Here is a 23,855-nt window from a genome sequence, read left to right on the forward strand (position 1 = left end):
ACCGGGAAATGAAAGGTTTTATCTCCCACGCCCGCAGCACTAGTTCGCTGGCTGAACTATGGCAGTCCAGGCATTTGATAAGCCAGCTTGTGCTGCGTGATTTTTCGGTGCGCTACCGCCAGACCTGGCTTGGGTGGCTGTGGGCGCTTCTCAATCCGCTGCTGCAACTCGGAATGTACTACGGCGTATTCGGCATCATCGTTCGTTTCAATCCGCCGGAATATAACGTGCCCTATGCCTGGGTGCTGCTGAGCGGGCTTGCTCTGTGGATGCTGTTTGCCAATACGGCTAACGCCGTCGGTGAGGTGTTGCTTAATAACCTTGAGTTAGTAAAGAAAATCTATTTCCCGCGCATTGGTCTGACGCTTGCGGGAATGGGCATTAGCGTGATTGATTTTCTGCTACTGCTGTTCTGGGTATGCGTGTTATTGCCGCTCTGTGGTGTGCGTTTCCCGGTGGTGCATCTTCCTCTTTTGCTATTGTGCGGCGTCATGGTCGCGCTGCTAGGGTGGGGGCTGGGTTGCCTGATGGCGCTAGCCCAGCTACGTTTTCGTGATTTTCGCCATATTATTCCGTTGATGATCCAGGGGCTCTTTTACCTGACTCCTGTAGTCTGGACCCCGGGTCTATTGCCTAAAAATTTATATCATCTGATGGCACTAAATCCGTTATATGGCCTGGTCGGACTGTTTCGTTTTGCCTTATTAGGTGGTCAGCCTCCTTCTGCCTTTTCTATTTCTATCAGCGTGGGATTAACACTATTTGTTGCCGTAGTGGGCTATGGCTGTTTTATTCGTTATGAATCACAGGTAATGGACAGAGAATGATTACTTTCGAGAAGGTTACGAAAAATTATTCCGCGAGTTACGCCCAGGGTAATAGCCTGCGTACGGCATTCAGTTTTCGCCGCGCTGCGCCAATTCCGGCGTTCACGGCAATTAATGATGTCAGCTTTACCATTAAAGCGGGAGAGTCCGTTGGCGTGTTAGGCCGTAACGGCGCGGGCAAGTCTACGTTACTCAAACTATTGACCCGGGTGACTCGTCCGAGCGCTGGTTGCATTAATGTTGGCGGGAGTATGTCGTCACTGCTTGAAGTTGGGGCGGGGTTCCATCACGACTTGAGCGGGAGAGAGAATATCTTTCTGGCAGGCAGCATATTAGGTATGTCCCACAAGGCAATTCATCAGCATCTTGATGAAATAATAGCCTTTTCAGAACTGGAGTCGTTTCTTGCTCAGCCGGTACGCACCTATTCGTCGGGGATGTTTTTGCGTCTTGCCTTTTCCGTGGGCATTCACCTGGATAGCGATATCCTGGCTATTGATGAGGCTCTGGCAGTCGGGGACAAAAGCTTCCGCGAGAAATGTTTTGCCAAAATCAACGAGTTTAAAGCCCGGGGAGGCACCCTGGTGCTGGTTAGCCATGATGAGAACCAACTGCGTAAAACGTGTGAACGCGGAATTCTGCTTAAGCACGGAACCTTACTATTTGACGGTGACATAAACACCGCCCTCGAACATTACAATTTAATTTAATGGGCAAGGAGTCTATATGCAGATTTTAGCACACCGGGGTGCCTGGTCGTCCCGTGATGAACAAAATACCGCTCCGATATTATATAAAGCATTAACCAGCGATTGGGGAATAGAAACTGATATTCGTGACCTCAATGGTGAATTAGTTGTAAGTCATGATATGCCGCGTGACGGAGTATTAACCGTAGCACAGTTTCTTGATGATTATATTGCATCAAAAGCTGACGCTATGCTGGCACTAAATATTAAATCTGATGGCTTAACCATCCGTTTAAAACAGCTGCTTGATGAGCGGAATATCACCCAATATTTTTGCTTCGATATGTCAGTGCCCGACACGATGCCTTACCTGGCTGCCGGAATGAACGTTGCCGCCCGCCTCAGCGAGTATGAACCTGAGGGGCCGTTAAGCGAAAGGTCTCAGGTGCTGTGGGTGGATGGTTTTTATGGTCTGGAAATCAGTATCGCCCAACTGGAAAAATGGTTGTGTGCGGGCAAGCAAGTGTGCCTGGTTTCGCCAGAGTTACATGGGAGAGACAACGCTGCCCTTTGGGATCAACTGGCAGCGATGCCGCTTTCGTTACGTAAAGATCCTCATGTAATGCTGTGCACCGACAGCCCACTCAAAGCGCAGGAGTTGCTGGGATGAGCCGTATTCGCGGAGTTATTTTTGATATGGATGGGGTGCTGATTGACGCGAAAGAGTGGCATTACGACGCGTTGAATCAGGCTCTCGCTTTATTTGGGTTAACGATTACCCGAGCTGAACATGAGGGCGAATTTGACGGCCTGCCGACCAGGGAAAAACTTGACCGCTTAACGGCGCGGTATGGTTTGCCTGCCTCGCTGCATACGTTCATCAATGAGATGAAGCAGATATACACTTTGCAGCTTATCAACCAAAACTGTTGGCCGGTGTACGAACACCAGCTTGCGCTATCCCGTCTTAAGCAGCACGGCTACAGGCTGGCCGTTGCTTCAAACTCTGTACGCGGCAGCATCGATAACATGCTGTCACGGGCAAAATTGCTTGATTATCTACAGTTTACCCTTTCAAACGAGGATGTTAGCCGGGGTAAACCGGATCCGGAAATTTATCTAAAAGCGCAGCTTTGTTTGGGGCTTAAACCGCAGGAATGCGTGATTGTTGAAGATAATCCGCACGGCATTGCGGCCGCAAGAGCATCCGGTGCGCACGTAATGGAAGTTGCAGGGCCCTCAGAGGTGACCTGGAACCGACTCCGGAATTTTATCGCGAAGTGTGAGGAAGCAGCATGAAACCTTTATTGCTAATCATGACCTCTATGCCGCCGAAAGGGCAATGGCCTGAGTGGAATACGGTGTGGTGTGCTCCTTCACTGCTTCAGCGTGCAGAGTCGGATGCGGATCAGGTCATTATTTTGCCCGGGACAAAAATTCCGCCGCTCTGCCAGGGGCTGCTGGTGGGAGAGGGTTGGCCTCTGGCGGTACCCGTGGCGCTGATAACTGAGCAAAAGGCGTCTCTTCCTTTGCCCGACGCGGACTGTGCCAGAGCCGATCTCAGCGCCCCGGATGTTGGAATGCTTTATTTCCCGCGCCGTGAGCAGTTTGTCATCTGTGCTCAAAATGCTATTCGCACGCATAACCCGTTGCAAGGGCCCGTAACGCTGCAAGATTGTTGGCATCAGGCTTCCATTATGGGGATGCTTTCACCGGAGGATGAGTGCGGGCTGACACGTGATGTATTGGATGTAGAGGCCGGATATGTGTGAGCATAAAGGCAGTATTCTGTCACCGGCTGGGCAGGCCAATGTGGTGATATGGGGTGAATATGCGGCTGCAACCGGTATCCGCTTTATCCTTGAGGAGCTTTATCCGAATGAAACGATTGCTTATGTGTCATCTCCGGACGAAATAAAAGATGAAATTGGCCTCAATACCCGCCTGCTTATTGGGGTAGGGCAAAGTCTGCTGCACGGACTTCATGCCATACTGGATACCGCCATGAAGTATCCGAAAGTCACTCAGTTGTTGATAACCGCTGCGCAGGGGCAGTTGCTTACACTGCTGGCACCAGGGATACCTGTATTACAGATAAAAAGTCCTATCAATGAAGTGGTTGCATTTCTGAAAAAACGACCGTTGGGGCGAAATTCGTCGCCTATTAATGAGGGTTTTCTAAGGTTAACCCAGCGCCAGCAGGAAGTTTTTTATCTCCTGATTTATGGAAAAGATACCGCGACTATCGGGCGCTATTTAGGAATGTCGGTAAAAGTAGTCAGTAATACTAAAATGATGATAATGAAGAAGATGAACATTGAACATCGCGGGGAGATGCTCATCTTATGCTCTATGCTATCGAGATTGCCTCAGCAACAATGGCGTCAGCTTGTTAAATATCGTGTCTCTCCGTTGAGCATATACAAAACAACGATAAAGCATTTCAATAATCATTCTCTGTACTCCGAAATGTCAGCTTAGATTGACCTTTTTCTACCTTTTCATACTTTAAAAGAGCCTTTGGGGGGGTGCTATGGCATCCACGTACTGTCAGAAAACATTACTAAAAAAGACTAGGGTAAACTCTGGTGAGATGTTAATGGAGTTGATGTTTCATGGAAAAAGATAATAAAAGAGAGGCTCACTCTCTGCAGGAGGAACGCTTAAAACGGCAGTATAAGCGCCTGTTGTGGCGCTGGCAGACGCAGGCGGTGGAGGTTAGCCTCCCTGAAGTTGCTGCGGTGCTTGTCTGTACTCCACGGTATGCCCGCGTATTGCTCCACGCCATGATTGAGCGGAAATGGCTAACCTGGGCATCACGCCCGGGCAGGGGAGCAAAAGGGCGACTCCATTGCCGGGTAAATGAATGGGGGCTTGACTCCGCACAACAGGATGAGCAAGCGGAATCATTCGTTACGCACCATAGCCTCGCTAGTGCTAACGGGCGCGGTACTCGGGTGGTAATACCTTTCTATCGTCCTGTGGAAAAAATTACCCCTTCCGACCACACGGGGAGAGTGGAACGTCATTTAATTATGATGGTTCATGCGGGGCTGACCAGGCTTAACGAGCATGGCATCCCGGAGCCAGACCTTGCGCATACCGTTGAAAGCAGGAATAACCATACGGTATGGATTTTCCATCTGCGATCGGGGCTTATTTGGCACAATGGCGAACGAGTCCAGGCGGAGCAACTTCTTCAGTCTCTGAAACATCATCTTGTAAGGCCTGCTTTCCAGCATGTGATTTCAGTGGCCCTGGCAGGAGAAGATGCCATCGTACTCACATTGGCTCGTTCCGATGCTTTACTTGCGCATCGCCTTGCAAATACGGTTCATGCTTTATCACATCCCTGCGGGGCTGAAATTGGCCTTGGCGCATTTGCGGTCAGGCATCATGATGATGAGCATATTATTCTTAATCGCTTTATGGAGTATCACGGCCTGCGCCCGCTGGTTCAGGAAGTTGAATACAGAATCATGGCCCGTTTACCTAAACATAAGTGGACGACGGTAACGGTGACTCAGCCCGAAGAGAGCGTGGAGGCGGCCGACCAGATCCATGTTTCGGGTGATTCCTCCGGGTTTGTCTTCCTTGCGTTTAATGAACGCAAAGGAGGGTTAAGCAAAGCCCAGCAGGATCTTATCCGGGGGCTGGCTCGGATAGCCGTTAGTGCGCTGGATGGAGTGGAGGGGATGCAGGCCGTGGACAGTGAGTTTGCCTGCGCAGCGCCGCGCCAGGCGATGGAACCCGATGTGAAGCTTCCTGCCACGTTAACTCTGGTCTATTTCTGGGCTCCGGAAACAGAACAGCTTATGAAACAACTGGTCCGCCAGCTATCCTATTGGCAGTGTCGCCTGATTCTCCAGCCGGTGGATGCTAATCACTGGTTCTTAACCTCGGGATGGGAGGACTGGGATATTGGCGTCTCAGATCTTCGCTTCGGTAAGTCGAAGTGGTTCTCGCCGGAAGAGCGTTTTTGTCACTCTTTAATGATGCAGAGATTTATGCCGGAACCGACCCTGCAACGGCTAATGAGAATACAAGAAAGGATGGGTAAGGATGCTGAACGTTACCCGGAACGCTCACATAAATTGATGCGGTTTTTGATTGATAAGTCTTTCCTGTTCCCTTTGTTTAGTTTTAGTTTCTAGGTTAAGTCGACGCCCCAGATCCGCGGAGTGGAAGTGACTTCGCAGGGGTGGCCCGACCTGACTCGATTGTGGATTCAGGGGAAGTGAAAATAGTATGGAATGATACACATTATGACTAGTTGCTAGTGCAGTGTTTTATTGTGGTCAATTAAATAAAGGGTGCAAATGGCGCCCCTTATTTATGGTTCTGGTGAATTACATAAAGCTAATAGCGAATGACAAAAATATCGTTGATGATTGCGATAATTTATTTTTTGTTTGTTCCATTTGTTTAGATAAAATACTGGCATGGCTTCAGACTTAAGGTCTTCATCGGGGAGATAATAAAAAAGCTGTTGTTCGGACGCGATATGATAGTTGCTAAATGTGAAGTAATACCTGATTGGGAATTCTGTACTTTTCCATATTCAATTGAAATGGCCCCAAAAGAGGATGACAACTACAACGCTAGCCTCGGTAAGGAGCTTGAATACAGCATGAGCCAGAGGTTCCGATACCAACGGACCTCCCGCAGTTTTTAATTATTTCTTATAAATTTCATACGGTACCACTTGATATTTTCTTAATTCATGGCTGCTGTTACTAATAGATTACGTTATCTGGACTTGTCATCGTTTGCTATTAAGTCAAAGAATTTATTGAGCGGAACAACTCTCTTTCCTCTGTGCTGTACACGAATAAAGTGGGGAGGAAGCTTGCGATGAGATGCCATCTGTACGTCAGCATTTTTTCTTGCTTTATAACAACATCAATGCCGTGTACTATTGTGCTGCGTAGTTAGGGAGCAGGAGAGGGTACTTCGGGGACAATGTTCTTCCGGACGTACACAGTTTGCAGAGTGAAGCATTCAACTCACCTCAACTCTCTGATTAATCTAAACTTCAATAGAACTGTATGTGATCTTTCGTGTGGGTCACCACTGCAGATAAGGACATAACATGCCTGTTATTACTCTTCCTGATGGCAGCCAACGCCATTACGACAAACCCGTTAGCCCGATGGATGTTGCGCTGGATATTGGTCCAGGCCTCGCGAAAGCGTGTATTGCCGGTCGCGTAGACGGTGAACTGGTTGACGCTTCCGATATTATCGACCACGATGCGAAGCTCGCCATCATCACGGCAAAAGACGAAGCCGGTCTGGAAATTCTGCGCCACTCTTGTGCTCACCTGCTGGGTCATGCCATCAAGCAGCTGTGGCCGCACACCAAAATGGCGATTGGCCCGGTTATCGACAACGGTTTCTACTACGACGTTGACCTTGACCACACCCTGACGCAGGAAGATCTTGAGCTGCTCGAAAAGCGTATGCATGAGCTGGCCGAGAAAGATTATGACGTCATTAAGAAGAAGGTGAGCTGGCAGGAAGCGCGTGAGACTTTTGTAAACCGCGGTGAAAACTACAAAGTTGCCATTCTTGATGAAAATATCAGCCATGATGACAAACCCGGTTTGTATCATCATGAAGAATACGTGGATATGTGCCGCGGGCCACACGTACCGAACATGCGTTTCTGCCATCACTTCAAGCTGCAGAAAACCTCCGGTGCTTACTGGCGTGGCGACAGTAACAATAAGATGTTGCAGCGTATCTACGGCACCGCCTGGGCGGATAAAAAGCAGCTGAATGCCTATCTGCAACGCCTGGAAGAAGCGTCCAAACGCGACCACCGTAAAATCGGCAAGCAGCTTGACCTGTACCATATGCAGGAAGAAGCGCCGGGTATGGTGTTCTGGCACAACGACGGCTGGACTATCTTCCGTGAACTGGAAGTATTTGTTCGCTCCAAGCTGAAAGAGTACCAGTACCAGGAAGTGAAAGGCCCGTTCATGATGGACCGTGTGCTGTGGGAAAAAACCGGCCACTGGGACAACTACAAAGATGCGATGTTTACCACGTCTTCCGAGAACCGTGAATACTGCATCAAACCGATGAACTGCCCGGGTCACGTGCAGATCTTCAACCAGGGCCTGAAGTCTTACCGCGACCTGCCGCTGCGCATGGCCGAATTCGGTAGCTGCCACCGCAACGAGCCTTCGGGTGCGCTGCACGGCCTGATGCGCGTGCGCGGATTTACTCAGGACGATGCCCACGTCTTCTGTACTGAAGAACAGGTTCGTGATGAAGTAAACAGCTGCATCCGTATGGTGTACGATATGTACAGCACCTTCGGTTTTGAAAAAATCGTCGTCAAGCTGTCTACCCGTCCGGAAAAACGCATCGGCAGCGACGAAATGTGGGATCGCGCGGAAGCGGATCTGGCCGTTGCGCTGCAGGAAAACAATATCCCGTTTGACTATCAGCCGGGTGAGGGTGCATTCTACGGCCCTAAAATTGAATTTACCCTGTACGACTGCCTTGATCGTGCCTGGCAGTGTGGTACCGTGCAGCTTGACTTCTCCCTCCCAACTCGCTTGAACGCCTCTTATATCGGCGAAAATAACGAGCGTTTGGTGCCGGTAATGATTCACCGCGCCATTTTGGGCTCAATGGAACGCTTTATCGGTATTCTGACCGAAGAGTTCGCCGGGTTCTTCCCAACATGGCTGGCTCCGGTGCAGGCTGTGGTGATGAATATCACCGATGGCCAGGCCGATTACGTTAACGAATTGACTCGTAAACTCCAAAATGCGGGCATTCGCGTAAAAGCAGACTTGAGAAATGAGAAGATAGGCTTTAAAATCCGTGAACACACGTTACGTCGTGTCCCTTATATGTTGGTTTGTGGCGATAAAGAGGTCGAAGCAGGCAAAGTTGCCGTTCGTACCCGCCGCGGTAAAGACCTGGGGAGCATGGACGTCAACGAATTGATTGAAAAGCTGCAGCAAGAGATTCGCAGCCGCAATCTTCATCAACTGGAGGAATAAAGTATTAAAGGCGGAAAAAGAGTTCAACCGGCGCGTCCTAATCGCATTAACAGAGAGATTCGTGCCACTGAGGTTCGTCTGACCGGTATAGATGGCGAGCAGATTGGTATTGTCAGTCTGAATGAAGCTTTAGAAAAAGCCGAAGAGGCAGGGGTTGATTTAGTTGAAATCAGTCCAAATGCCGAACCGCCTGTTTGCCGCATCATGGACTACGGCAAGTTCCTCTACGAGAAAAGCAAATCTTCTAAGGAACAGAAGAAGAAGCAAAAAGTTATTCAGGTTAAGGAAATTAAATTCCGACCTGGCACCGATGATGGCGACTACCAGGTAAAACTCCGCAGCCTGGTTCGCTTTCTGGAAGAAGGAGATAAAGCCAAGATCACACTGCGTTTCCGCGGTCGTGAGATGGCTCACCAACAGATTGGTATGGAAGTGCTTAACCGCGTCCGTGACGATCTGAGTGAACTGGCAGTGGTCGAATCCTTCCCTACGAAGATCGAAGGCCGCCAGATGATCATGGTGCTTGCTCCTAAGAAGAAACAGTAAGGCCATCAAGTAACATGCCGCGGGGCTCCGGCCCTGCGGATTTTTGTTCGCCTACTGGTTCGTTTTATTAACAATGCGAAGTGGAAATTGAAATGCCAAAGATTAAAACAGTACGCGGCGCCGCTAAGCGCTTCAAAAAGACTGCTTCTGGCGGTTTTAAGCGTAAGCACGCTAACCTGCGTCACATTCTGACTAAGAAGTCTACTAAGCGTAAACGTCATCTGCGTCCGAAAGGCATGGTCTCCAAAGGGGATCTGGGCCTGGTAGTCGCTTGCCTGCCGTACGCATAAGTAAACTTTTTTTAATTAATTCAGAATATAGAAACAGGAGAGCTAAATGGCTCGCGTAAAACGTGGTGTAATCGCACGTGCTCGTCACAAAAAAATCCTCAAACAAGCTAAAGGCTACTATGGTGCGCGTTCTCGCGTATACCGCGTTGCCTTCCAGGCTGTTATCAAAGCTGGTCAGTACGCTTACCGCGACCGTCGTCAACGTAAACGTCAGTTCCGCCAGCTGTGGATTGCACGTATCAACGCTGCAGCTCGTCAGAACGGTATCTCTTACAGCAAATTCATCAACGGCCTGAAAAAAGCCTCTGTTGAAATCGACCGTAAGATCCTGGCTGACATCGCAGTATTCGACAAAGTGGCATTCACTGCCCTGGTCGAAAAAGCGAAAGCAGCTCTGGCTTAAGCCAGTTAAGAGAGGGAGCTTGCTCCCTCTTTTTATATACAAGATAATCAATTTATTGACTTTTAGCGCCCGGGCTCGTTCAATACCCGAAGCGAAAACCGTCGAAATAAGGTAACTGCAAGCATGAATGCTGCTATTTTCCGCTTCTTTTTTTACTTTAGCGCCTGACTCAGGGGGCTTTGCGCGTAAGAAAAGAAACGAAAAACAGCGCCGAAAGCCTCCTGTCCGGAGGCTTTTTTTTTGCGTTTCGTTTTCGAATCAGACCAACCACCCCGGCAGTTTGCCGGCATAAGAGGAATACCATGCCACATCTCGCAGAGCTGGTTGCCAGTGCAAAAGCAGCCATAAACGATGCCCAGGATGTTGCCGCGTTAGATGTTGTACGCGTCGAATATTTAGGGAAGAAGGGCCACCTGACCCTCCAGATGACGACCCTGCGTGAACTGCCGCCGGAAGAACGTCCGGCAGCTGGCGCGGTCATCAACGAAGCTAAAGAGCAGGTTCAGGAAGCCCTGAACGCCCGCAAAGCCGCGCTGGAAAGCGCAGAGTTGAATAAACGCCTGGCCGCGGAAACCATCGACGTTTCTCTGCCTGGCCGCCGTATCGAAAATGGCGGTCTGCACCCTGTGACCCGTACTATCGACCGTATCGAAAGCTTCTTTGGCGAGCTGGGCTTTACCGTGGCGACCGGTCCGGAAATCGAAGATGACTACCACAACTTCGACGCGCTGAATATTCCCGGGCACCACCCGGCTCGTGCTGACCACGATACCTTCTGGTTCGATGCGACTCGCCTGCTGCGTACCCAGACGTCCGGCGTGCAGATCCGAACCATGAAAGACAAGCAGCCGCCAATCCGTATTATTGCGCCGGGCCGCGTCTATCGTAACGACTACGATCAGACCCACACCCCGATGTTCCACCAGATGGAAGGCCTGATTGTTGATACCAATATCAACTTCACCAACCTGAAGGGCACGCTGCACGACTTCCTGAATAACTTCTTCGAAGAAGACCTGCAAATTCGCTTCCGCCCGTCCTACTTCCCGTTCACCGAGCCGTCCGCAGAAGTGGACGTAATGGGTAAAAACGGCAAGTGGCTGGAAGTGCTGGGCTGCGGCATGGTGCACCCGAACGTGCTGCGCAACGTCGGCATCGATCCGGAAGTTTACTCCGGCTTTGCCTTCGGTATGGGCATGGAGCGTCTGACCATGCTGCGCTACGGCGTGACCGACCTGCGCGCATTCTTCGAAAATGATTTACGTTTCCTCAAACAGTTCAAATAAGGGCGGGATATCCAATGAAATTCAGTGAACTCTGGTTACGCGAATGGGTAAATCCAGCCAACAGCAGTGACGAGTTATCCGGCCAGATAACCATGGCTGGTCTGGAAGTAGACGGCGTTGATGCCGTTGCGGGCGCATTCCACGGTGTAGTGGTGGGTGAAGTGGTTGAGTGCGGCCAGCACCCGAACGCCGACAAGCTGCGCGTGACAAAAGTCAACGTAGGCGGCGATCGCCTGCTTGATATCGTCTGCGGCGCATCCAACTGCCGTCAGGGCCTGAGAGTGGCCGTAGCGACCGTTGGCGCGGTACTGCCGGGCGATTTCAAAATTAAAGCGGCTAAGCTGCGCGGTGAGCCTTCTGAAGGCATGCTGTGCTCCTTCTCCGAGCTGGGTATTTCCGGCGACCACGACGGCATCATCGAGCTGCCTGCGGATGCACCTGTCGGCACCGACATCCGCGAATTCCTGAAGCTTGACGATAACACCATCGAAATCAGCGTAACGCCAAACCGCGCGGACTGCCTGGGCATTATCGGCGTGGCTCGCGACGTTGCCGTGCTGAACAAGTTGCCTCTGGTTGAGCCAGAAATGGCCGCCGTAGCGGCTACCGTCAACGACACGCTGCCGATTCGCGTAGACGCCGCAGAAGCCTGCCCGCGCTACCTGGGCCGCGTAGTTAAAGGTATCAACGTTAAGGCGCCAACCCCGCTGTGGATGCAAGAGAAATTGCGTCGCTGCGGTATTCGCTCCATTGATGCCGTGGTTGACGTAACCAACTACGTGCTGATGGAACTTGGCCAGCCGATGCACGCTTTCGATCTGAACCGCATTGAAGGTGGGATCGTAGTGCGTATGGCGCAAGAGGGCGAAACCCTCGTACTGCTGGACGGCAGCGAAGCTAAACTGAACGCGGATACCCTGGTCATCGCGGATCATAACAAAGCGCTGGCAATGGGCGGCATCTTCGGCGGCGAGCACTCCGGCGTTAACGATGAAACCCAGAACGTCCTGCTGGAATGCGCCTTCTTCAGCCCGCTTTCCATCACCGGTCGCGCACGTCGTCACGGCCTGCACACCGACGCTTCCCACCGCTATGAGCGTGGCGTAGACCCCGCTCTGCAATACAAAGCGATGGAGCGCGCTACCCGCCTGCTGATTGATATTTGCGGCGGCGAAGCCGGCCCGGTTATCGACGTAACAAATGAAGCTCACCTGCCTAAGCGTGCAACCATTACTCTGCGCCGCAGCAAGCTGGATCGCCTGATTGGCCACCATATCGAAGATGCGCAGGTTAGCGACATTCTGCGCCGCCTGGGCTGCGAAGTGACCGAAGGCCAGGATCAATGGACTGCCGTTGCGCCAAGCTGGCGTTTCGACATGGAAATTGAAGAAGATCTGGTGGAAGAAGTTGCCCGTATCTACGGCTACAACAGCATTCCAAACAGCCCGGTACAGGCAGGCCTGGTGATGGGTACACATCGTGAGGCGGACCTGTCCCTGAAGCGTGTGAAAACCATGCTGGTGGACAAAGGCTACCAGGAAGTCATCACCTATAGCTTCGTTGACCCGAAAATTCAGCAGCTTCTGCACCCGGGCGAAGAAAATCTGATTCTTCCTAATCCTATCTCCAGCGATATGTCCGCGATGCGTCTGTCTCTGCTGACCGGCCTGCTGACTACCGTGGTTTATAACCAGAACCGTCAGCAAAGCCGCGTGCGTATTTTCGAGTCCGGCCTGCGCTTTGTGCCTGATACTCAGGCGGACCTTGGCATTCGTCAGGATCTTATGCTGGGCGGAGCCATCTGCGGAAACCGCTACGAAGAGCACTGGGATCTGGCGCGTAACGGCGTTGACTTCTATGATCTGAAAGGCGATCTGGAGTCTGTTCTGGCCCTGACCGGCAAACTTTCGGACATCGAATTCAGAGCAGAAGCAAATCCGGCCTTGCATCCAGGGCAAAGTGCTGCCATTTATTTAGCAGGTGAATGCATTGGTTTCATTGGTGTTGTTCACCCGGAGCTGGAGCGTAAGCTTGACCTGAACGGCCGCACGCTGGTGTTCGAAGTGCTGTGGAACAGGCTCGCAGACCGCGTGGTGCCTGACGCTCAGGAGATTTCACGCTTCCCGGCAAACCGCCGTGATATCGCCGTTGTGGTGGCTGAAAACGTTCCCGCAGCAGATATTTTGGTCGAGTGTAAGAAAGTTGGCGCAAATCAGGTAGTTGGCGTAAACTTATTTGACGTGTACCGTGGCAAGGGCGTAGCCGAAGGCTACAAGAGCCTGGCCATAAGCCTTATCCTTCAGGATACGGGCCGTACACTCGAAGAAGAGGAGATTGCCGCTACCGTTGCAAAATGTGTAGAGGCATTAAAAGAGCGATTCCAGGCATCATTGAGGGATTGAACGTATGGCGCTTACAAAAGCTGAAATGTCAGAATATCTGTTTGATAAGCTTGGTCTTAGCAAACGAGATGCCAAAGAGCTGGTAGAGCTGTTTTTCGAAGAGATCCGTCGCGCTCTGGAAAACGGTGAGCAGGTTAAACTCTCGGGCTTTGGTAATTTTGACTTACGCGATAAAAACCAACGTCCCGGGCGCAACCCGAAGACCGGTGAAGATATTCCCATTACGGCGCGCCGTGTGGTGACCTTCCGACCTGGTCAGAAGCTAAAAAGTCGGGTTGAAAACGCGTCGCCAAAAGACGAGTAACCTGAGTTAACAAAAGGCCGCTAACGCGGCCTTTTTCTTTTCTTGTTCTCACCCATAAACTCCCCGTAAAATCAGGCGCATAAATGTGCCGGGCTGGAGCCTTTACGCTGATGCTGAGTTTTGTTACCAGGCAACGTCGATTCGAGCGGCGCTGGCTTTTTGCGCTGATCTTCGCGATGGCCGCGGTGGCGGCGCTGAGCCTGTGCGCCGGTGACGTCTGGTTTTCGCCGCTCTCCTGGTGGAGCGATGAGGCGCATCTATTCATCTGGCAAATAAGATTACCGAGAACGCTGGCGGTGCTGCTGGTCGGGGCGGCGCTGGCGGTATCCGGCACCGTTATGCAGGCGCTGTTTGAAAACCCGCTGGCTGAACCCGGTCTGCTGGGCGTGTCTAATGGCGCGGGCGTGGCGCTGGTCGGCGGGCTGCTGCTGGGGCAGGGGATATTGCCCGGCTGGGCGCTCGGCCTGTGCGCTATCTCCGGGGCGCTTGCCATCACTCTTATTCTGTTACGTTTTTCCCGTCGTCATCTCTCCACCAGTCGTCTATTACTTGCAGGGGTGGCGCTGGGTATTATCTGTAGCGCGCTGATGACCTGGGCGGTCTACTTCAGCTCCAGTCTCGACCTGCGCCAGTTAATGTACTGGATGATGGGCGGTTTTGGCGGCGTGGACTGGCAGCAGGCCTGGCTGATGGCGACGCTGTTGCCGGTGATTATCTGGCTATGCCGCCAGCATACGCCGTTGAACCTGATGGCGCTTGGCGAGAACTCTGCCCGCCAGCTTGGCCTGCCGGTCTGGCTCTGGCGCAATATTATGGTGGTCGCGACAGGCTGGTTGGTGGGCGTGAGCGTCGCGCTTGCCGGGGCGATTGGCTTTGTTGGCCTGGTTATCCCGCATATGCTGCGCCTCACCGGGCTGACGGACCATCGTGTTCTGCTGCCCGCCAGCGCATTAGCCGGTGCGGCAGTGTTAACCGGGGCTGACGTGGTGGCGCGGCTTGCATTAAACTCAGCCGAGCTGCCTATCGGCGTGGTCACCGCCACGCTGGGCGCACCGGTATTTATCTGGTTGTTATTGAAAGCCGGGCGTTAACCCGGCTCACTGATTAAGGGGATGCTATGCAAAGCAATGTTCTGAATACCGAAGTAACGACCATTGAAGGCGAAAACACCACGCTGGAAAACTGGCAGGGTAAGGTGCTGTTGATTGTTAACGTCGCGTCTAAATGCGGCCTGACGCCTCAGTACGAGCAACTGGAAAACCTGCAGAAAGATTTCGAGGCACAGGGCTTTAGCGTGCTGGGCTTCCCGTGCAACCAGTTCCTTGGCCAGGAGCCGGGCAGCAGCGAAGAGATCAAAACTTTTTGCAGCACCACTTATGGCGTAACCTTCCCGCTGTTCAGCAAAATCGACGTTAACGGCGAGCACCGCCACCCGTTCTACCAGAAGCTGATCGACGCCTGCCCGGCGGCCGTAGCGCCGGAAGGTAGCGGCTTCTACGAACGTATGAGCAGCAAAGGACGCGGCCCGCTGTACCCGGACGATATCCTGTGGAATTTCGAGAAATTCCTCGTCGGGCGTGACGGTAAAGTTATCCAGCGCTTCTCGCCGGATATGACGCCGGAAGATCCGATTATTCTGGATGCCATCAAGCAGGCGCTGGCGAAATAATTTGCCACTCCTGCAATTAAACGGGGTCACCGTCGCAGACCGGCTTGGGCCGATTACCGCGACGGTGGAGCCGGGCGAGCTAATCCACCTCGTGGGGCCTAACGGGGCGGGTAAGAGCACCTTGCTGGCGCGCATGGCCGGGCTGAGCGAGGGGCAGGGCAGTATTCAGCTCAACGAGCAGCCGCTTGAGGCCTGGCTCCCCGCCGCGCTTTCACTTCGCCGCGCCTGGCTTAGCCAGCAGCAACTTCCTCCTTTTGCTATGCCGGTCTGGCATTATCTGCAACTGCATCAGCCTTCGCCCGATGCGGAACAGGCAATGATGCGCCTGGCGGAGGCTTTGTGGCTGACGGATAAGTTAACGCGGCCGGTTAACCAGCTTTCGGGCGGAGAATGGCAGCGCGTGCGGCTTGCCGCGGTGCTGCTGCAAATCGACCCGGAGGCCAATCCTCTCGGGCAGCTTCTGCTGCTGGACGAGCCGATGAACAGCCTTGACGTTGCCCAGCAGGCGGCGCTTGACCGCGTGCTGCTGGCGTTTTGCGAAGCCGGTATTGCGGTTGTGATGAGCGGCCATGACCTGAACCACAGCCTGCGCCACGCCCATAAAGTGTGGCTGCTGCGCGAGGGTAAAATGGTGGCTCAGGGCGGCCGCGATTTGGTGCTGACGCCGCAAAATTTAGCCGCCGCCTACCAGATGCCGTTTCGCTTACTGCGCATTGAAGGGCACAGTATGCTGATAAGTCCGCTATAACATCGCGGAAAGCTTGCAATAATTTCGCATGGCAGGCTAAATTATCGGAAATTATAACGCCAGGAGATGTCTGAAAAATGCGTTTGTGGCTTATTGCATTGGCATGCATAGTTTTGGTGGGGTGTAGCCATAATGCTCCTCATCCAAACGCCCGGCTTTCGGACTCCATCACCGTTATTGCTCAATTAAACGATCAGCTGCGTAGCTGGCACGGCACGCCGTACAGCTATGGCGGCATGAGCCGCCGCGGCGTGGACTGTTCGGGCTTCGTGTTGATGACCTTCCGCGACAGGTTTGAACTGATGCTGCCGCGCATGACCAGCCAGCAGGCGGAAATCGGCACCCGAATCGATAAAGACGACCTTTTGCCGGGCGATCTGGTTTTCTTCAAAACCGGCTCGGGAGAAAGCGGCCTCCACGTTGGCATCTACGACACCGACAATACCTTTATCCACGCCTCTACCAGCCGCGGCGTAATGCGCTCCTCGCTGGATAACGTCTACTGGCGTAAAAAGTTCTGGCAGGCGCGCCGTATCTAGCTTCTTCCGTTAAACCTGGCTGAAAATCGTGACCGTTCCCGCAAATCTGCGGGCGGTGTCAACGCGCTTTCTAATATCAGGTAATATCGGCAAGCACTGTGTTTTCCCGCTAAGGATTGTTCAATGGTTACCCTCGAAGATGTTGCCGCCCACGCCGGTGTCTCTCGCGCCACCGTCTCTCGCGTGGTGAACGGCGATACTAAGGTTAAATCGCATACCCGAATTAAAGTCGAAGCCGCTATTGCCGAGCTGGGTTATTCCCCCAATCCTGCCGCGAGGGCGCTGGCCTCCAGCCAGAGCCACACCATCGGGCTGGTGACTACGTCTTACACTGGCGGCTTCTTTGGCTCGCTGATGGACACGGTGCAAAGCGAAGCCGAATCAAACGGTAAACAGCTGCTGGTGACCCAGGGGCGCGGCGTGGAAGAGAACGAACGCAATGCCATCCAGAGGCTCTACAATCTGCGCTGCGACGGGCTGGTTATTCACGTTCGTGCGATATCTGACGAAACCCTTGTGCAACTGGCCGAGCGCGGTAATAAATTTATCGTGCTCGACAGAGAGGTTCCGGCGCTTCGCGAGCGCTGCGTGGTCTTCGATCATCGCCTTGCCAGCCAGATGGCGACCCAATATCTGCTGGATGCCGGCCACCGGGCTATCGCCTGTCTTCACGGCCCGACTCAGCGAGCCTCAAGCCTGCTGCGTCGCCAGGGGTTTCTGGACGTGATGGAACGCGACGGCATTAAGCCGGTCGCGGTGGTGGAGGGCGAGTACGACATGCCCAGCGGCTACAAGCAGACGGCGGCGCTGCTGGATAAGTATAAAATCAGCGCCCTTTACTGCTGTAATGAAGAGATGGCCGTCGGCGCTATGTTAGCCATTACCGAACGCGGTTTACGCATCCCGCTGGATATATCCCTTATATGTTATGACAGTGGAGACCGAGCGGCATTTGTTCGCCCGGCGTTAACCAGCATCTATTTCCCCATCGGGGATATGGCGCGTTACGCAACGCGTAAATTATTAAATGAACAATGTGAGAATGAATCTTTTTTACCTTCGATCGTAGCCCGCGACTCGGTGCGTGATTTGCGTTAAAAACTGGCTATGTACGGATATCCAGGATAAGCTGCAAATAATTAAAAGATAAAGCTTAAACGTTTCAGGGATGAGTGTGAAATACACAGCGATAGCGGCTATCCGAATTTTCTCGGAGTGGCGCTGTATCTCTCTGCCGTCCAACCGGAAATCTACAGGGCTGGCAAATGATTGTTTCACTTGATATTGTTTATTGTTCTCACCTCTACTTTCGCCCGGCAATGAAGCCGGATGATAGCGTTATGGGCGTGGAAATAGTGGCAAACTTTGTCGGTGAGGATGCGCCGGTGCGTATTCCCGTTGAGCTTCTTACTCCCCATCTTAGCCCGCAGCAGCAGCTCTCCCTGTTTAGCGAAAAATTAGCGCTTATTGAAGAGCATAAAAGTTTCTTTATCTCTCAGCGTCTGATTGCCTGGGTTCATATTAATGAAATCATCGTTGACGCGCTAATTAATGACCAGAGTTTATTCCTCAGGTTAAAAGCGCTGCCGTTTATTGAATTAACCCTGAGCGAAAGTTTCCCCGACCTGAATAGCGGAACGGCTAATTTAAGGCTGGCGCAAATTGCGGGTCATTTTTCACTGGTGCTGGCTGACTTCGGTGCCGGAAACGCCACCACAAAACCTATTTTTGACGGCCTGTTCAGGCGCGTGATAATGGATCGTTTCTTTATTCAAAAACAGCTGCCGGGGCGCAGTTTTACGCCATTTATGCTGGCCATCATCGGGCAAATTTCGCCTTTTTGTGAATCGCTGCTGGTGGACGGAATCAATACCAGCGCCGCCCGGCGCAAAGTACAGGGGCTTGGCTTTGCCGCGATGCAGGGCAAGCTCTGGCCGCTGGTGCCGCCCAATGAGTTAGTCTCTCTTTTACCTCCGCACGATGGGCTGATGCACTAAAGCCCCTGCTGGCTGACCGTGTTTAAAAGTCATGACAGGGGCTACACTGTGGGCCGGAGGAACCATGACCAAAACTTTAGCTTTTCTGAACAGCTGGCACGACGAGCTGCCGGGGTTCTACAGCGAATTAAAACCGACCCCGCTGAAAAATGCGCGGCTGCTTTATCACAGCCGGCCTCTGGCCGATGAACTCGGGCTGGATGCTTCGCTTTTTGATGCGCAGCACACGGGCATCTGGAGCGGCGAAACACTGCTGCCGGGTATGCAGCCGCTGGCGCAGGTATACAGTGGCCATCAGTTTGGGGTCTGGGCAGGGCAACTGGGGGACGGGCGAGGCATTCTGCTGGGCGAGCAACAGCTTGCCGACGGGCGCAAAGTTGACTGGCACCTGAAAGGCGCAGGGCTTACCCCTTACTCGAGAATGGGCGACGGGCGGGCGGTGCTGCGCTCAACTATTCGCGAGTTTCTCGCCAGCGAAGCCATGCATGCGCTGGGCATTCCCACTACGCGGGCGCTGACCATTGTTACCAGCGAAACGCCGGTGCAGCGTGAAACGGTCGAGCAGGGCGCGATGCTGCTGCGGGTGTCAGAAAGCCACCTGCGTTTCGGCCATTTCGAACATTTTTACTATCGCCGGGAGCCGGAAAAGGTTCAGCAACTTGCCGATTACGCCATTCTCCACCACTGGCCGCACCTGCTGGGGCTGAACGAGCGCTACGAATTGTGGTTTAGCGATGTGGTGGAGCGCACCGCCTCGCTGATTGCGCACTGGCAAACCGTTGGCTTTGCGCACGGCGTAATGAACACCGATAACATGTCGATTCTCGGTCTGACCATGGACTACGGCCCGTATGGTTTCCTTGACGATTATCAGCCAGAATTCATCTGCAATCACTCTGACTACCAGGGGCGTTACGCCTTCGATAATCAGCCTGCGGTCGGCCTCTGGAATCTGCAACGCCTGGCCCAGACCCTGTCGCCCTTTATCCCGGCTGACAGGTTAAATACCATTCTGGACGGCTACCAGCCCGCGATAATGCGTGCCTTCGGCAAACAAATGCGGGCTAAGCTCGGGTTGTTCAGCGAGCAGCAGAACGATAACCAGATCCTCAGCGAGCTGCTTGCCCTGATGAGCAAAGAAGGAAGTGATTACACCAGAACCTTCCGCCTGCTCGGCCTGACGGAGCAGCAGAGCGCGGCTTCACCGCTGCGGGACGAGTTTATCGACAGGGCGAGTTTTGATGCCTGGTTTGCTCGCTATCGTGAAAGATTGCAGGCTGAGCAGATAAGCGACGCGGAGCGCCAGAGGAAAATGCAGGCGACAAACCCGGCGCTGGTGCTGAGAAACTGGCTGGCGCAGCGGGCAATTGCCGCTGCGGAGCAGGGAGATACAGGCGAACTGGAGAAGCTACATCAGGCGCTGCTTCAGCCGTTTACCGACCGCCAGGACGATATCACACGGCGTCCGCCTGACTGGGGAAAACGGCTGGAAGTTAGCTGTTCGAGCTAGTTTACTGACGCAGGCCAACCTGGGGAACCGGGTGTTCCGGGTGGCGGAATACCCGCAGGTCGGCCTGATACCAGTGCTGTAAAACTTGCTCATCGAGCACCTCGTCCGGCGTACCGTCGGCCACCATTCTTCCCTTATGCAGCAGCACGATGCGGTCGGCCCAGAGCGCGGCCAGATTCAGGTCGTGCAGCACTACGCAAACCGACAGGGTACCCATTTGCGCCAGGCGGCGCAGCAGGCGTAAAACGTGCTGCTGGTGGTATAAGTCCAGGGCAGAGGTCGGTTCGTCGAGGAACAGCCAGCCGTGCGGCTGACCGTCGCACCACAGCTGAGCCAGCGCGCGGGCAAGCTGCACCCGCTGCTGTTCACCGCCGGATAAGCGGCAAAAATCTCTTCCGCTCAGATCATCGCAGCCGGTAAGCGCCATCACTTCGGCCACTACTTTGCCGGTAGATTCCTGCGGCCAGGGCGCTCGACCCATGGCAATCACTTCTTCTACCGTCCAGCTAAAAGCCATGCTGCTTTGCTGGCGCATCACCGCACGCTTGCGCGAAAGCGCCTCACTTGACCACTGCGTCAAATCGTCACCGGCCAGGGCAACATGCCCGCTGTCGGGCAGCTGAAACCCGGTAAGCAGGCGCAGCAGCGTGGACTTACCCGCGCCGTTAGGGCCTATCAGGGCGACCACCTCACCCGGTTTAAGGGCGACGTTGACGTCATCAATCAGCAGGCGGTGACCCATTTTCAGCGAAACATGGTGCGTTTGCAGAACCGCAGACATCAGCCTTTCTCCTTGTTGCGGAATATCATCGCCAGGAACCACGGGCCGCCAATCAGGCTGGTGAGTAAGCCAACCGGCATTTCGGCAGGTGCGACCAGGGTACGCGCCAGGGTGTCGGCAATCAGCAGCAGCATTGCGCCCGCCAGCACCGAGCCCGGCACCAGCCAGCGGTGGTCGGAGCCGAGCCACATGCGCACCAGATGAGGGACCACGAGGCCGACAAAACCGATTACGCCGCTGATTGCCACCGCCGCCGCGACCAGCAGCGCGCTGAGGATCAGCAGCTGGCGCTGGGTGGTTTTCACGTCAACGCCCAGGTAATGCGCTTCTTCGTCACCCAGCTGAAGCAGGTTAAGGCGTTTAGCCAGCAGCCAGATACCGACGGCGGCGGGCAGAATAAGCGAAGCGGTCGCAAGCAAGGTTGACCACTGCGCCTGGCCGAGACTGCCCATGCCCCACAGCGAAAGCTGGCGCAGCTGCGCATCATTGCTTACCCACGACAGTACGCCAACCGCCGCGCCGCACAGGGCGTTGATAGCAATCCCGACCAGCAACAGGCGTGACAGGCTATTGCTGCCTTTACGACTAAGCAGGAAGATGGCAAGGGTCACAGCAAGGCTGCCGACAAAAGCGGCAAGCATTGGAGCATATAATGCGAGCACGGCAGGCAGAGCCAGCGGGAGGACGACGGACAGGCCGACCGCCAGCGCGGCTCCGCTGCTGATCCCCAGCAGGCCAGGGTCGGCCAGCGGGTTACGAAACAGCCCCTGCATTACGCAGCCGGAAAGCGCCAGCGCGCCGCCGATAAGCGCGGCCAGCAGCACCCGGGGGAGACGAATGTTGAGCCAGATGTCGCGTAGCGCTTCATCATGAGCCTGCCACAGCACGGCAACGGACAGCCGCATCGCGCCGAGATTAGCGGCGAGCAGCGCCAGCGCCAGCAGCACCAGGCCCATTAACCACAGGGCATGATGGGGCAGGGGGCGACGTATCACGGGAGTTGCTCCGCTTTCTGGCGCAGGGCGAGAATAGCCTGCGGGGTATCAATCCCGAAGCCGAGCAGCGCCATATCGTCAACCACCATCAGCTGTTTATGCTTGCCCGCAGGGGTTTGCGCCAGGCCCGGTAAGGCCCAGACGTTAGCTTCCCCGCCGAGGGTTTTCACGCCGTCTGTTGTCACCAGCACTAAGTCAGGCTGGCTGGCAATTACGCCTTCCTGAGAGAGCGGCTGGTAGCGCTTAAAGCCCTGCATCGCATTACTTAGCCCGGCAGCATGAATTGCCGCGTCTGCCGCGGTTTCCTGCCCGGCGGCCATCGCGGTCATCCCGCCGTGGCTCATAATAAACAGCACTTTTTTACCCAGCGGTTTTTCAGGGATAGCGGCCAGCTGGTCGTGAAGCTGTTTACGCAGCTTGTCGCCCTGTTCCGTTTTCCCCAGCGCACCGGCAACGGCGGCCACTTTGGCATCAATTCCGTTGAGATTATTATCCGCCGGTACGGTAATGACCTTTACCTTGCTGGACTCAAGCTGCTTAAGCGCCAGCGAAGGCTGGGCCTGAGCGCTGGCAAGTACCAGAGTAGGGCGCATAGCGAGGATGCCTTCGGCGCTCAGCTGGCGCAGATAGCCGACATCCGGCAGTTTTTTCACGGCCTCAGGATGAAGGCTCGTGCTATCACGAGCCACCACGTCCTGACCCGCACCCAGAGCCCAGGCGATTTCGGTGACATCGCCACCGATTGTCACCACGCGCTCTGCCGCACCTGCCATTAACGGCAGGGCGAATAAGGTGAGGATCAGGCGTTTCATGCTGCCAGCCCTTTGCCGGTCAATGCGTCAATCTGAAGACGCCATTGCTCCTGCTCCGGCTGGCCTTCGGTGCGCTGGCCGTACAGCTGCGCAATCTGCGTACCGTCGGCGGCAAACAGCTCAAGGCTGGTTACGTGGCCGTCTGCGGTTGGCTTGCGCGTTACCCAGCTCTCGGCGATGGTATCGGCCATCAGGTGCAGGGTGAATTCCGGGTTGAAGATATTGACCCAGTTTTCCATCGGCACGACTTTCTGAATTTCGCCGGTGAAGATCTGCACGCAGCCGCGGTTGCCAACGAACACCATGATTTCGTTGCCGTCTTTCTTCGCCTGGTTCAGCAAATGAGAAAGCGCTTCGTTATCCACGCGGCAGGCCAGATCGTCTTTCACCAGGCGGAAAGCCTGCTGACGAGTCAACTGGTGGCGTTTCAGCAGCATAAAGAACTGATGCACGTCGGTCATGGCGCGCCATTCGCTATCGAGCTTGTCGGCTTCTACGGTTGGGGTCATTACCGCTTCTTCAACGGCTTTTAGCTCAAGCGCTGGGTTATCCGCGTGAATGAAACGGGTCAGCACCTGGCTCCATGCATCAAAGTCGGTATTGTCGGTGGTGTACACCTTCAACAGTGCATCGCCCTGATGGTCGAAGAACTGAATACTCTGACGCTCGCCGCGAGCGGTTGTTTCGCGGACGTGGAAGATGCTGGCCCACTGGTTCAGGAACAGGCGCAAGTCCAGGGCGCGAGGGTTCAGCACCAGCCCGGCATGGCCGTTCAGATGCTGGTTCTCAAAGCGGCCCACCTGCTCGTGTACCGCATATTCGTTGCGGCAGATGCATTTGGTTTCGCCAACGGCTTCCAGCGCGGCAAACACTTCTTTCACATCACCTTTTAAGCGCCATGCGTCGTGTCCGACGCGGGCATGGGTCAGTTCCGCTTCACTGATTTGCATCAGTTTGGCGATATCCCGGGCGTATTTCTTCGGGTGTTCCTGCTTCAGCTGCAACCAGCTGTCATAACGCTGACTCATGAAAAACT

General features: G+C 54.1%; 26 protein-coding genes and 1 other annotated feature. Of the genes, 22 read left to right on the forward strand and 4 right to left on the reverse strand.

The genetic code is table 11. The features are described from left to right. Positions 1-8: 8 nt before the first annotated feature. From HMPREF0201_RS07885 to selO, 22 genes are all read left to right on the forward strand, one after another. Positions 9-827 (forward strand): ABC transporter permease, encoded by an 819-nt coding sequence (locus HMPREF0201_RS07885; RefSeq protein WP_016536027.1) that lies wholly within the window; start codon positions 9-11, stop codon positions 825-827. Further along, on the forward strand, positions 824-1,537 hold the full coding sequence (locus HMPREF0201_RS07890) for an ABC transporter ATP-binding protein (RefSeq protein WP_016536028.1): 714 nt from the start codon (positions 824-826) through the stop codon (positions 1,535-1,537). The genes HMPREF0201_RS07885 and HMPREF0201_RS07890 overlap by 4 nt, the downstream gene beginning before the upstream one ends. 16 nt (positions 1,538-1,553) lie before the next feature. Beyond that, on the forward strand, positions 1,554-2,186 hold the full coding sequence (locus HMPREF0201_RS07895) for a PI-PLC domain-containing protein (RefSeq protein WP_016536029.1): 633 nt from the start codon (positions 1,554-1,556) through the stop codon (positions 2,184-2,186). Next, the gene (locus HMPREF0201_RS07900) at positions 2,183-2,815 is read left to right on the forward strand and encodes an HAD family hydrolase (protein WP_016536030.1); all 633 of its coding nucleotides are present in this window, start codon (positions 2,183-2,185) and stop codon (positions 2,813-2,815) included. The genes HMPREF0201_RS07895 and HMPREF0201_RS07900 overlap by 4 nt, the downstream gene beginning before the upstream one ends. Further along, positions 2,812-3,288 (forward strand): hypothetical protein, encoded by a 477-nt coding sequence (locus tag HMPREF0201_RS07905; protein WP_016536031.1) that lies wholly within the window; start codon positions 2,812-2,814, stop codon positions 3,286-3,288. The genes HMPREF0201_RS07900 and HMPREF0201_RS07905 overlap by 4 nt, the downstream gene beginning before the upstream one ends. Next, positions 3,281-3,997: a LuxR C-terminal-related transcriptional regulator gene (locus HMPREF0201_RS07910; protein ID WP_016536032.1), complete on the forward strand. Its 717-nt coding sequence runs from the start codon at positions 3,281-3,283 to the stop codon at positions 3,995-3,997. The genes HMPREF0201_RS07905 and HMPREF0201_RS07910 overlap by 8 nt, the downstream gene beginning before the upstream one ends. Positions 3,998-4,131: 134 nt before the next feature. Then, entirely contained in the window at positions 4,132-5,670 is a 1,539-nt protein-coding gene (locus HMPREF0201_RS07915) for an SgrR family transcriptional regulator (RefSeq protein WP_016536033.1), read from the forward strand. A 938-nt stretch (positions 5,671-6,608) separates the two neighbouring features. Beyond that, a complete protein-coding gene (gene thrS / locus HMPREF0201_RS07920; RefSeq protein ID WP_039898108.1) occupies positions 6,609-8,537 on the forward strand; it encodes a threonine--tRNA ligase in 1,929 nt (642 codons plus the stop codon). A gap of 3 nt (positions 8,538-8,540) precedes the next feature. Further along, positions 8,541-9,083, forward strand: coding sequence for a translation initiation factor IF-3 (gene infC / locus HMPREF0201_RS07925; RefSeq protein WP_071704088.1), 543 nt, complete (start codon positions 8,541-8,543; stop codon positions 9,081-9,083). A 92-nt stretch (positions 9,084-9,175) separates the two neighbouring features. Beyond that, positions 9,176-9,373 carry a 50S ribosomal protein L35 gene (gene rpmI, locus HMPREF0201_RS07930; protein WP_006118955.1) on the forward strand — a complete coding sequence of 66 codons (198 nt, stop codon included), beginning with the start codon at positions 9,176-9,178 and terminating at the stop codon, positions 9,371-9,373. A 46-nt stretch (positions 9,374-9,419) separates the two neighbouring features. Next, entirely contained in the window at positions 9,420-9,776 is a 357-nt protein-coding gene (rplT, locus tag HMPREF0201_RS07935) for a 50S ribosomal protein L20 (RefSeq protein WP_000124850.1), read from the forward strand. A 118-nt stretch (positions 9,777-9,894) separates the two neighbouring features. Beyond that, positions 9,895-10,018 (forward strand) — a sequence feature (Phe leader region). After that, complete coding sequence (gene pheM / locus HMPREF0201_RS23015; protein ID WP_106120997.1) at positions 9,900-9,944, forward strand: pheST operon leader peptide PheM; 45 nt, start codon at positions 9,900-9,902, stop codon at positions 9,942-9,944. Its footprint overlaps the feature before it by 45 nt. A 60-nt stretch (positions 10,019-10,078) precedes the next feature. Next, a complete protein-coding gene (pheS, locus tag HMPREF0201_RS07940; RefSeq protein ID WP_016536038.1) occupies positions 10,079-11,062 on the forward strand; it encodes a phenylalanine--tRNA ligase subunit alpha in 984 nt (327 codons plus the stop codon). 14 nt (positions 11,063-11,076) lie between these two features. After that, a complete protein-coding gene (gene pheT / locus HMPREF0201_RS07945; RefSeq protein ID WP_016536039.1) occupies positions 11,077-13,464 on the forward strand; it encodes a phenylalanine--tRNA ligase subunit beta in 2,388 nt (795 codons plus the stop codon). A 4-nt stretch (positions 13,465-13,468) separates the two neighbouring features. Then, entirely contained in the window at positions 13,469-13,768 is a 300-nt protein-coding gene (ihfA, locus tag HMPREF0201_RS07950; protein WP_001229265.1) for an integration host factor subunit alpha, read from the forward strand. A 110-nt stretch (positions 13,769-13,878) separates the two neighbouring features. Continuing rightward, positions 13,879-14,859 (forward strand): vitamin B12 ABC transporter permease BtuC, encoded by a 981-nt coding sequence (btuC, locus tag HMPREF0201_RS07955; protein ID WP_039899245.1) that lies wholly within the window; start codon positions 13,879-13,881, stop codon positions 14,857-14,859. A 26-nt stretch (positions 14,860-14,885) separates the two neighbouring features. Then, positions 14,886-15,437, forward strand: a complete 552-nt coding sequence (locus HMPREF0201_RS07960; protein ID WP_016536041.1) for a glutathione peroxidase — start codon at positions 14,886-14,888, stop codon at positions 15,435-15,437. Next, a complete protein-coding gene (gene btuD / locus HMPREF0201_RS07965) occupies positions 15,409-16,185 on the forward strand; it encodes a vitamin B12 ABC transporter ATP-binding protein BtuD (protein WP_055696355.1) in 777 nt (258 codons plus the stop codon). Before HMPREF0201_RS07960 ends, btuD begins: the two co-directional genes overlap by 29 nt. A 77-nt stretch (positions 16,186-16,262) precedes the next feature. Then, on the forward strand, positions 16,263-16,724 hold the full coding sequence (locus tag HMPREF0201_RS07970; RefSeq protein ID WP_016536043.1) for a C40 family peptidase: 462 nt from the start codon (positions 16,263-16,265) through the stop codon (positions 16,722-16,724). A gap of 123 nt (positions 16,725-16,847) precedes the next feature. Further along, positions 16,848-17,822 carry a LacI family DNA-binding transcriptional regulator gene (locus HMPREF0201_RS07975; protein WP_016536044.1) on the forward strand — a complete coding sequence of 325 codons (975 nt, stop codon included), beginning with the start codon at positions 16,848-16,850 and terminating at the stop codon, positions 17,820-17,822. A gap of 167 nt (positions 17,823-17,989) precedes the next feature. Further along, on the forward strand, positions 17,990-18,721 hold the full coding sequence (locus HMPREF0201_RS07980; protein WP_039898120.1) for an EAL domain-containing protein: 732 nt from the start codon (positions 17,990-17,992) through the stop codon (positions 18,719-18,721). A 64-nt stretch (positions 18,722-18,785) separates the two neighbouring features. Next, positions 18,786-20,231: a protein adenylyltransferase SelO gene (gene selO, locus HMPREF0201_RS07985; protein ID WP_039898121.1), complete on the forward strand. Its 1,446-nt coding sequence runs from the start codon at positions 18,786-18,788 to the stop codon at positions 20,229-20,231. 1 nt (position 20,232) lies between these two features. Here the strand turns inward: selO and HMPREF0201_RS07990 are convergent, their stop codons facing one another. From HMPREF0201_RS07990 to HMPREF0201_RS08005, 4 genes are read right to left on the reverse strand one after another with little or no spacing between them, the layout of a single operon-like run. Next, positions 20,233-21,012, reverse strand: a complete 780-nt coding sequence (locus HMPREF0201_RS07990; protein WP_016536047.1) for a heme ABC transporter ATP-binding protein — start codon at positions 21,010-21,012, stop codon at positions 20,233-20,235. Next, positions 21,012-21,968: a FecCD family ABC transporter permease gene (locus HMPREF0201_RS07995; RefSeq protein WP_016536048.1), complete on the reverse strand. Its 957-nt coding sequence runs from the start codon at positions 21,966-21,968 to the stop codon at positions 21,012-21,014. Before HMPREF0201_RS07995 ends, HMPREF0201_RS07990 begins: the two co-directional genes overlap by 1 nt. A 35-nt stretch (positions 21,969-22,003) precedes the next feature. Continuing rightward, positions 22,004-22,819, reverse strand: a complete 816-nt coding sequence (locus HMPREF0201_RS08000; RefSeq protein ID WP_016536049.1) for a heme/hemin ABC transporter substrate-binding protein — start codon at positions 22,817-22,819, stop codon at positions 22,004-22,006. Next, positions 22,816-23,847 carry a hemin-degrading factor gene (locus HMPREF0201_RS08005; protein WP_039898123.1) on the reverse strand — a complete coding sequence of 344 codons (1,032 nt, stop codon included), beginning with the start codon at positions 23,845-23,847 and terminating at the stop codon, positions 22,816-22,818. Before HMPREF0201_RS08005 ends, HMPREF0201_RS08000 begins: the two co-directional genes overlap by 4 nt. Positions 23,848-23,855: the final 8 nt, after the last annotated feature.

The sequence above is a fragment of the Cedecea davisae DSM 4568 genome, assembly GCF_000412335.2.
Taxonomy (GTDB): domain Bacteria; phylum Pseudomonadota; class Gammaproteobacteria; order Enterobacterales; family Enterobacteriaceae; genus Cedecea; species Cedecea davisae.